Origin of the sequence: Nosocomiicoccus sp. HMSC067E10 (genome assembly GCF_001810835.1) — a bacterium.
In the GTDB taxonomy this organism is placed as follows: Bacteria; Bacillota; Bacilli; order Staphylococcales; family Salinicoccaceae; genus Nosocomiicoccus; species Nosocomiicoccus ampullae_A.
This window is the reverse complement of sequence record NZ_KV802775.1, coordinates 12,099-20,361: the sequence shown is the minus strand read 5'-3', so window position 1 is coordinate 20,361 and position 8,263 is coordinate 12,099. Positions and strand designations below refer to the sequence as shown.

General features: G+C 36.6%; 9 protein-coding genes. 2 read left to right on the top strand and 7 right to left on the bottom strand.

Translation table 11 applies throughout. The annotated features are described in order from the left end of the window. Positions 1 to 46: 46 nt before the first annotated feature. Positions 47 to 937, bottom strand: coding sequence for an EMYY motif lipoprotein (locus tag HMPREF2767_RS07240; RefSeq protein WP_070623522.1), 891 nt, complete (start codon positions 935 to 937; stop codon positions 47 to 49). A gap of 97 nt (positions 938 to 1,034) precedes the next feature. On the opposite strand from HMPREF2767_RS07240, the gene murB reads away from it, so the two are divergent. After that, positions 1,035 to 1,958 carry a UDP-N-acetylmuramate dehydrogenase gene (gene murB / locus HMPREF2767_RS07235; protein ID WP_068129815.1) on the top strand — a complete coding sequence of 308 codons (924 nt, stop codon included), beginning with the start codon at positions 1,035 to 1,037 and terminating at the stop codon, positions 1,956 to 1,958. 19 nt (positions 1,959 to 1,977) lie between these two features. On the opposite strand, the gene HMPREF2767_RS07230 is transcribed toward murB, so the two are convergent. The 6 genes from HMPREF2767_RS07230 to HMPREF2767_RS07205 all read right to left on the bottom strand — a co-directional run bounded on the left by HMPREF2767_RS07230 (position 1,978) and on the right by HMPREF2767_RS07205 (position 7,112). Continuing rightward, complete coding sequence (locus HMPREF2767_RS07230) at positions 1,978 to 3,051, bottom strand: siderophore ABC transporter substrate-binding protein (protein WP_070623520.1); 1,074 nt, start codon at positions 3,049 to 3,051, stop codon at positions 1,978 to 1,980. Between the two features lie 80 nt (positions 3,052 to 3,131). Further along, a complete protein-coding gene (locus HMPREF2767_RS07225) occupies positions 3,132 to 3,929 on the bottom strand; it encodes an iron ABC transporter ATP-binding protein (RefSeq protein ID WP_068129807.1) in 798 nt (265 codons plus the stop codon). Next, on the bottom strand, positions 3,926 to 4,888 hold the full coding sequence (locus tag HMPREF2767_RS07220) for an iron chelate uptake ABC transporter family permease subunit (RefSeq protein ID WP_070623517.1): 963 nt from the start codon (positions 4,886 to 4,888) through the stop codon (positions 3,926 to 3,928). Before HMPREF2767_RS07220 ends, HMPREF2767_RS07225 begins: the two co-directional genes overlap by 4 nt. After that, entirely contained in the window at positions 4,881 to 5,843 is a 963-nt protein-coding gene (locus HMPREF2767_RS07215) for an ABC transporter permease (protein WP_070623525.1), read from the bottom strand. Before HMPREF2767_RS07215 ends, HMPREF2767_RS07220 begins: the two co-directional genes overlap by 8 nt. Before the next feature lie 116 nt (positions 5,844 to 5,959). Continuing rightward, complete coding sequence (locus tag HMPREF2767_RS07210; RefSeq protein WP_068129799.1) at positions 5,960 to 6,625, bottom strand: SDR family NAD(P)-dependent oxidoreductase; 666 nt, start codon at positions 6,623 to 6,625, stop codon at positions 5,960 to 5,962. Positions 6,626 to 6,704: 79 nt separating this feature from the next. Continuing rightward, positions 6,705 to 7,112: a FixH family protein gene (locus HMPREF2767_RS07205; RefSeq protein ID WP_070623514.1), complete on the bottom strand. Its 408-nt coding sequence runs from the start codon at positions 7,110 to 7,112 to the stop codon at positions 6,705 to 6,707. A 154-nt stretch (positions 7,113 to 7,266) separates the two neighbouring features. Here HMPREF2767_RS07205 and HMPREF2767_RS07200 point away from each other — a divergent pair, with 154 nt between their 5' ends. Beyond that, positions 7,267 to 8,124, top strand: coding sequence for a DMT family transporter (locus tag HMPREF2767_RS07200; protein WP_179853834.1), 858 nt, complete (start codon positions 7,267 to 7,269; stop codon positions 8,122 to 8,124). Positions 8,125 to 8,263: the final 139 nt, after the last annotated feature.

Here is an 8,263-nt window from a genome sequence, read left to right as displayed (position 1 = left end):
CCAAAAGTCCAACTTTTGGGTAGCACAACAATATGAGGTGCAGTTATTATTTTGTAGATTCTTTTAATTGATTCAGTTTTTCTGAGTACGTCATATCAAGTTTATTAAACGATTCTGTTTTTGGAACGATGTTTTGAATTTGAAGATTTTGTTCTTCTTCGTATACTTGGATGATGTTAATACGTTCTTTGTAATATGATTTGAATGTATAAAACATTTCTAAACTGATACTTCGTACAGATTTTGCTTCGTCAGTTTCAAGTGATAATTGATTTAATTTGTCGATTTGTGTATCTAAAATTGGCATTAGTACTTCATCCACAATGCGTTGTTTCTCAGCTACATCGTTATCGCTTTGTAATAAACCGACATTTTCTTCAAGCTCACCACTACGCTCATTGACGATGTCTATTACTTGGTCGATTTCTGCTGCAGCTACTTTAGAGTGGTTGCCTTGGATAATAGACTGACGTTCTTTTTTTGCCGCACTGACGGCTTCACCGTCTTTAATGAGTTGATTTGTCGACTCTTTATACGATAAATATAAATCGATCCCACGTCCGAGCTCTTTCGCGAACGTTTCTTTTAACTCTAAACTCTCTACATAATCTTCATGCACTTCTTTTAACTCTTCGTTTGAAACTTCTATCGTTTCTATTTTTTCATTCATTTTAGTCGACAATGGGACGAGAGATTCATCGACTACTTTTTTAATTTCAGCGATGTCATCTTTTGAAACATCTGCCTCTGTTGCATAGACTGTCTCTAGTTGCTTTAAGTCGAGTTCGTCGAGTGCCTCAAGAAATTGTCGGTCGAGTTCATAAATATCTTCCATATTTTCTTCATATTGCTGGATGTCACTTTCTAACGATGACTGGCACGCAGATATAATGAAGACTGTGCCGAGTAATATCGTTAACTTTAAATATCGAAACATGCTAGAATCTCACCCTTCCTCTTGCATGGTTATTCTAGTCTTTTTTTGTATTCCCGTTTATAATAGTAATTGATTCGTATGAGAAAGGACTTTTGTTATGAACATTGAAAAATCCTTACGCGAGCGTCTAACAAATTCTGTCATTAAAACAGATGAACCATTACAACGCTATACGTATTCACATACTGGTGGTAATGCAGATTACTATATATCAGTATATAATATTCACGATGCAATGGAAACTATCCGTTTTGCAAAAGAGTATTCAATACCAATTACGTATCTTGGAAATGGTTCGAATTTAATTATTAGAGACGGTGGCATTAGAGGGATTGTGTTAAACACGTTAGAGTTAAAAGAAATTAAACGTGATGGCGATTATATTACGTCAGGCAGTGGTAGTCGAATTATTGACGTATCACGTTTTGCGCGCGACCATTCACTAACTGGATTAGAATTTGCGTGTGGCATTCCAGGCAGCGTCGGAGGCGCTGTATATATGAACGCTGGAGCGTACGGTGGCGAATTAAAAGACTGCCTCGTAGAAGCATCAGTAATTACGCCAGATGGAGAATTATTAACTTTAACAAATGAGGAATTACACCTCGGATATAGACAAAGTATCGTTCAAGAGAATGGATATTTAGTCGTCGAAGCGACATTTAAATTAGAAGAAGGTAGTTCATCTGAAATAAATGCGAAAATGGATGAGCTGACGTTTTTACGTGAATCAAAACAACCGCTTGATTTACCGTCTTGTGGTTCGGTATTCCAAAGACCCCCGGGACACTTTGCGGGAAAACTGATTCAAGATAGTGGTCTACAAGGACATAGAGTGGGTGGCGTGGAAGTTTCTAAAAAGCATGCCGGGTTTATGGTAAACATCGACAACGGTACAGGTAGTGATTACGAAGAGTTAATTCACCACGTACAACAAGTCGTTAAAGAAAAGTATGACGTGCTGTTACAGCGCGAAGTTAGAATTATCGGTGAACATACAGAAAAAACGATCCAAGATTAAATCTTGGATCGTTTTTTAATTATTTTACTTCATTTAAAAACCCTTGTAATTCTTCTAGTTGGCCAATCGCTGACGCGTGACCACCAGAGTTTAAGTACCATCTTACTGAATTTAATTCAAAGATGTTATCATCTTTTACAGCATCTACGTTGTTAGTAACATCAGTTTTAAGTACGTCTACTTTTGTAGCATCCTCACCGTTACTAATCGCTGCACCACGGTCCATCACTAAAATCATACTTGGGTTTGCTTTAGAGATGTACTCGAATGAAATTTGGTTACCATGTGACGCAGTTTTTTCTTCTGAGTCACCTTCGGAAGATTTGAATCCGATTGGATTGTATAAGAAATCATAACGTCCGCCTGGGCCGTGTAGTGATAGGTCGCCACCATTTGTTTGGATGAACATCATCGTTTTATCTTTTTCGGAAACTAAGTTTTTAGTTTCTTCGATTTTTTCATCTAAATCTTTGTTTAACGCTTCCGCGTCTGATTGTTTATCGTATAACTCTCCGATAAATGTCGTCATTTCTTTGATATCTTCAAAGTAGTTGTCAGATTGAGCACTTACATAAATAATTGATGCGTTAGGTGCTGCTTTTTTAAATTCTTCGATTGATGGTTTGTTTGCTTGACGTCCACCAATCATGATGATTTCAGGATCTAACTCTGCAATTTTCTCGAAGTCTGGATCTTTTAATCCGCCGAGGTTTACATACTTCTCATCTTTATAAGTTTCTAGCTCAGGTCCAAGAATAGAGTCGTTCTCACCTTTAGGTAACGCGATAACGTTATCTTGTAAACCTAGTGCTTCAAACGTTGATGCAACCCCTAAGTCTAATAAAACTACTTTGTTAGAATTTTTAATTACGTCAATTGTTTCGTCAACAGCTTCAGTATCGCTATCACGTTCTGTTGTAAGACTCATTTCAAAGTTGTTTTTGTACTGTACAGTTTCTACTGTATTTTCGTCATCTTTAGCTGGTTCTTCTTTTGTCTCTGACTGATCTGTACCGCCACCGTTACTACATGCAGCAAGTACGATAACTCCTATAAATAATAAAAGTAATGCTGATAATTTCTTAATGTTCATTTAAACTTCCCTTTCTAAATTTAGCCCCCACTAAATTTCAAGCTGTAGCGCACCCATCACCTCCTTAAAAGTGTAAGCGACTAGACCGCTCCAAATACTTGACGTGATTCAACTGCTTCACCATCAAAGTAAATACAAATACGGTGACCACAGACGTTTTGTATTTGTAAGTCCATGTCGTATATATCTCTCAAAATATCTTCTTGGATGACTTCATCTTTAGTGCCAGATATTTTTAATTTGCCATCTTTTAATGCTGCGATATTATCTGAGTAACACGACGCAAAGTTAATATCGTGAATGACGATAATTATCGTCTTATTTTTATCGCGACATAATCGACGTAAGATTTGCATAATTTGAACTGAGTGTTTCATATCTAAGTTGTTGAGTGGTTCATCTAAAAATATATATTCAGTATCTTGCGCAATTGTCATAGCGATAAATGCGCGTTGACGCTGACCACCAGATAACTCATCAATCATACGATGTTGTAAATCTTGAAGTCCCATATATTTAATTGCTTCGTCGATTTTTTCGTTATCTTCTTGTTTTAAACGCCCTTTACAATACGGATATCGACCGAATGCGATAAGCTCTCGTACTGTAATGTTTAAATTTAAATGGTTACTCTGTTTTAAAATCGATATTTTTTTAGCGAGCTCATTGTCCGGTTTTGTAAATAAATTTTCACCTTCTAGCAATACTTCTCCGCTGTTTTTATCCATTAAACGAGTGACCATCGAGATTACTGTACTTTTACCGGCACCGTTTGGCCCGATTAAAGACATCAGTTTCCCTTTTTCTATATCGAGTGACACGTTGTCGACAACTTTTTTGTTACCATACGCTTTAGAAAGACCTTTAATTTGTATCAAGCCTTACTCCTCCTTAGCATGAGATAGATAAAGTACACTCCACCTACTAAGTTAATGATAACACTTAGTTCGATGTTATTCTTAAATACGAACTGTACAACCATCTGACCAATTAATAACGCGATAATGCTGATTAATGTGGTTCCTATAATAAGATATAAATGTTTATACGTTTTAAACATTTCATGGGCTAAGTTTACGACGAGTAGCCCTAAAAACATAATCGGTCCAACAAGTGCTGTCGATGCGGATACGAATATCGCGACGATAATGAGTAGTTTCGAAACTTTTAAGTCGTAGTTTACTCCGAGGTTAATCGCGTGATCTCTACCGAGCGCCATCACATCGAGCGATGAAAAATCGAGTAGCACGATGATAAGTAACACGATGACGATACCAAGTGTGATATAAAGTAACGTTTCATTTATCTTCGTAAACGATCCGAATAACTGTCCTTGTAATATCATGAAATCTTCTGGAGAGATTAGCACTTGCATAAATGTTGCTAAATTTCCAAAAAACGTTCCAAGTATAATACCGATAAGTAATAGTATGAAGACGTTGTTTTTCGTCAATTTAAATAAGAATTTAAATACAAAAACTGTAAATATGACGAGTATTATTAAACTTAAGAAATAGTTATACGCGTCATTAAATAGTAATGGCGAACTAACTCCTGCAATAAATACGATCGCTGTTTGTATAAATACATAGACCGAATCTAACCCCATAATCGACGGAGTAATGATTCTATTTTTAACAATCGTCTGGAACACTACCGTTGATACTGCGATTGCGGTAGCAACGATAATGATTGCGAACGTACGGAGCATTCTTGACGGTAGTTGATAATGTAAAATCTTAAAATTTATACCGTACAACATGTAAAATGCTATAAGTCCAAGTGCAACGACTGATAAAACGATTAAAAGCGTTATATTTTTCTTATTACTATGCATGCTTTACCCTCCTATAAATCATAAATAGGAAGATTGCACTACCAAATACAGCGATGACGAGTCCAACAGACACTTCGTACGGGTAAATAATCACACGGCCGATGATGTCACAGATCATAACGAATATCCCACCGAGTGTTGCTGTTAAGAAAATCGTACTGCGTAAATGATCCCCTCTAAAAATAGAGACGATGTTCGGAACGATTAACCCTAAAAACGGTAGCATACCAACTGTTACAACGACAATTGCTGTAATCGCAGCGGTAATAAATAGTCCGATATTTACGACACGCTTATAATTCAGACCTAAGTTTTTAGAGAAGTCTTCTCCCATACCAGCAACTGTAAACTGATGTGCATAAAAAATTGCTAATAGCAATAACGGAATACTAATATATAAAATCTCGTATCGCCCAGTGACCAGCGTTGAGAAACTGCCGTGCATCCACGCACCGATGGATTGTAAGTTATTCGTTCTAAGTGCTAAAAACGTCCCGATACTCGAAACGACCCCACCGAGCATAATACCGATCAGTGGAACGAAAATGATATCTTTAAATTTAATACGTGTAATAATCTGCATGAAGATTAACGTCCCGATAAGTGATAGCGCAGTTGCAAATGATAATTTCATTAACATATTCGCTGCCGGGAAAAATATCATTCCGATTAAAATACCGAGTTGCGCCCATTCCATCGTCCCTGCTGTCGTAGGGGATACGAACTTGTTACGCGTGAGCTGTTGCATAATTAAACCAGATGTCGCAAGAGCAGCACCTGCAATGATAATTGATACAGTACGCGGTATTCTACTATGTAATAAAACTGTCTTTTGTTGCTCATTTAAATTAAATATATCTGATAAAGGCAAACTACTTACTCCAACAAATAGAGAAAGTATCGATACTAATATGAGCACAATGATTAGTACATCTAGCCTAAATAATTTCTTCATCATGTGAAACCGCCTAATTGATAATCATTCTCACTGAATTTCTATTTATCATTATACTACACGATTCTCTATTTACAAGCATAATAGATAAAAACCACTCGAAAATGAGTGGTTTTTTAATGAATGATGATCGTTTCGTTATTATCATTTGAAATCTCATCATCTAGAATTTTAAAAATAGTCCCAACTGCGCTGTCGTCGTTTGGATTGAACGAAGCATCTCGTTCAGTCGGACGATAGCTTAGCGTATAAACGTTAAGATCTTCTTTACGAAGCTCGCTTTGTATCGCATGCGTTAGTCCTTCTATTGCACCGGTAACTGCATAATATAAATTGTGTTCGAATGTTTCTTCACGTACAGGTTCTACTAAATTGATGATTTTCGTCTCTTTCGTTTCGATCAATTGATTGCGTAACGTGCGTACTCCAAGGTACGTTCCCCACACGTGTTCGTTCATAACTTCAGTAAATTCATCGTATGAAACATTGTATACATCGTTATCTTCAGTCTCAATGGAGTGTATAAAAATCACACCATTTAAACCGTCGTATGTTGAATCTATTTTATCGACCATATTTAGCCAGTCGATTTCTTTTGCTTGTTCGAGTAAAAATACTTCGTGATGCGCATCACTATATGATTTTAATTCATCGTGCAACGCTTCGAGTTCGTTGTAGTCATTTCCAGATAATATTAAATTGTGGCCACGCTTTGCAAGTTCATGCGCCAAACGTTGCCCAATTGCTGTTAAAGCATCTGTAATAATGTACGTCTTTTTCATCTAAGTACCTCCATTAGAATGTTCACCATTCTTAGATACTTATTTTACGCCATTCTATTTTTTTCGTCTAGAAATGTAATTACTCTACGACAACCTCATTTTTAGGCATTGTGTGTAAGCCGTTCGCGTCAACGTGTGAGATCACTTCGTATGTTCCTGCTTCTTTAAATGTGTAGTTCAATTTGTAAAGTCCATTTTCAGTAAATTCACCTTCGATTTTATCGAGGCTTTCATCGTCTTTTAACACTTCAAATAATACTTTATCTGCATCGTTTACATCTTCATCGTTTGAAGTAACGTGTGCAACGAATTCAACTTCTTCACCAGCTGTTGCAGTTTCAGGAGTCGTTAACTCAACATCTAAACCAGCAACTTCGTCTTGATCGTGATGCTCGGGTCCTTCCATGTCGTCTTTGTTTTCGTCATTTCCACATGCTCCAAGTACTAAAACGCTTGATAATACTGCTGCACCTAATAATTTTTTCATTGATATGTTGCCTCCAATATGTATGATATAAATTTAGAATATCATACATTTTCTTGTTCTTTATCGCTTAATTATGTATAGATTTTGACAAAGATATATACCAATCTATGTGTTACACTATGATAGTAATTTTAATAATAAAGAAGGTATACAGTTGAACAATATAACGAAAGGGATTATCGCTTTAATTATTTCATCTCTTGGTTTTAGTTTAATGTCGCTCTTTGTAAAATACTCTGGCGACTTACCAACAGTACAAAAAGCGTTTTTTAGAAACTTCGTCGCGATGTTGATTGCGCTCGTACTCGTCATTCGCTATAAAGAACCACTGTTTGGTAAAAAAGAAAACCAAGGATTGCTATTACTGCGTTCAACGCTCGGGTTAATCGGGGTTATCCTTAACTTTTACACACTCGATAAACTCGTCTTAAGTGACGCAGATATTTTAAACAAGCTCAGTCCGTTTTTCACGATTATTTTATCCGCAATATTTTTAAAGGAATATATTAGACGATTCCAAATGACTTCGATTATTATCGCATTCATTGGTGCGATATTTATTATCAAACCGTCGTTTGAAAGTACATCATTTGATGCCTTAGTCGGGGTGCTCGGTGCTCTCGCAGCTGCAGGAGCGTACACTGTGTTAAGAGTCCTCGGAGATCGCGAGAAATTTTACACCGTCGTATTTTATTTCTCAGGATTTTCAACAGTCGCGTTACTGCCGTTTTTCATATATAACTATGAACCGATGACCGGTGAACAACTCATGTTCCTATTACTTGCAGGAGTCGCAGCATCAGTAGGACAATTCGGCCTAACGATTGCATACAGTTATGCACCAGCGAAAGAGATCTCGATATTCTTCTACACGACGATTATATTTACTGCGATGTTCAGTATTATATTCTTTGGAGAATACCCAGATATTCTATCGATTATCGGGTACATTATCATCTTCGTAGCAAGTTTCTATATGTACATGAAAAACTTACCGCAAAAACGAACGTAATATTTCTGTTGAAGTATAGCGAGACCATGCTGATTCCAGGTCTCGCTTTTTTGGTATGTTTGTTCGGGCGTTTTTACTCTAAAAGAATAAAAATGTTATTTGAGTGTGTTTTATTTAACAAAAATTTTGCGATTTTGTT

Coding starts and splice junctions, on each gene's coding strand:
- HMPREF2767_RS07240 (WP_070623522.1), bottom strand. CDS start 937: ATGTTTCGATATTTAAAGTTAACGATATTACTCGGCACAGTCTTCATT.
- murB (WP_068129815.1), top strand. CDS start 1,035: ATGAACATTGAAAAATCCTTACGCGAGCGTCTAACAAATTCTGTCATT.
- HMPREF2767_RS07230 (WP_070623520.1), bottom strand. CDS start 3,051: ATGAACATTAAGAAATTATCAGCATTACTTTTATTATTTATAGGAGTT.
- HMPREF2767_RS07220 (WP_070623517.1), bottom strand. CDS start 4,888: ATGCATAGTAATAAGAAAAATATAACGCTTTTAATCGTTTTATCAGTC.
- HMPREF2767_RS07215 (WP_070623525.1), bottom strand. CDS start 5,843: ATGAAGAAATTATTTAGGCTAGATGTACTAATCATTGTGCTCATATTA.
- HMPREF2767_RS07210 (WP_068129799.1), bottom strand. CDS start 6,625: ATGAAAAAGACGTACATTATTACAGATGCTTTAACAGCAATTGGGCAA.
- HMPREF2767_RS07205 (WP_070623514.1), bottom strand. CDS start 7,112: ATGAAAAAATTATTAGGTGCAGCAGTATTATCAAGCGTTTTAGTACTT.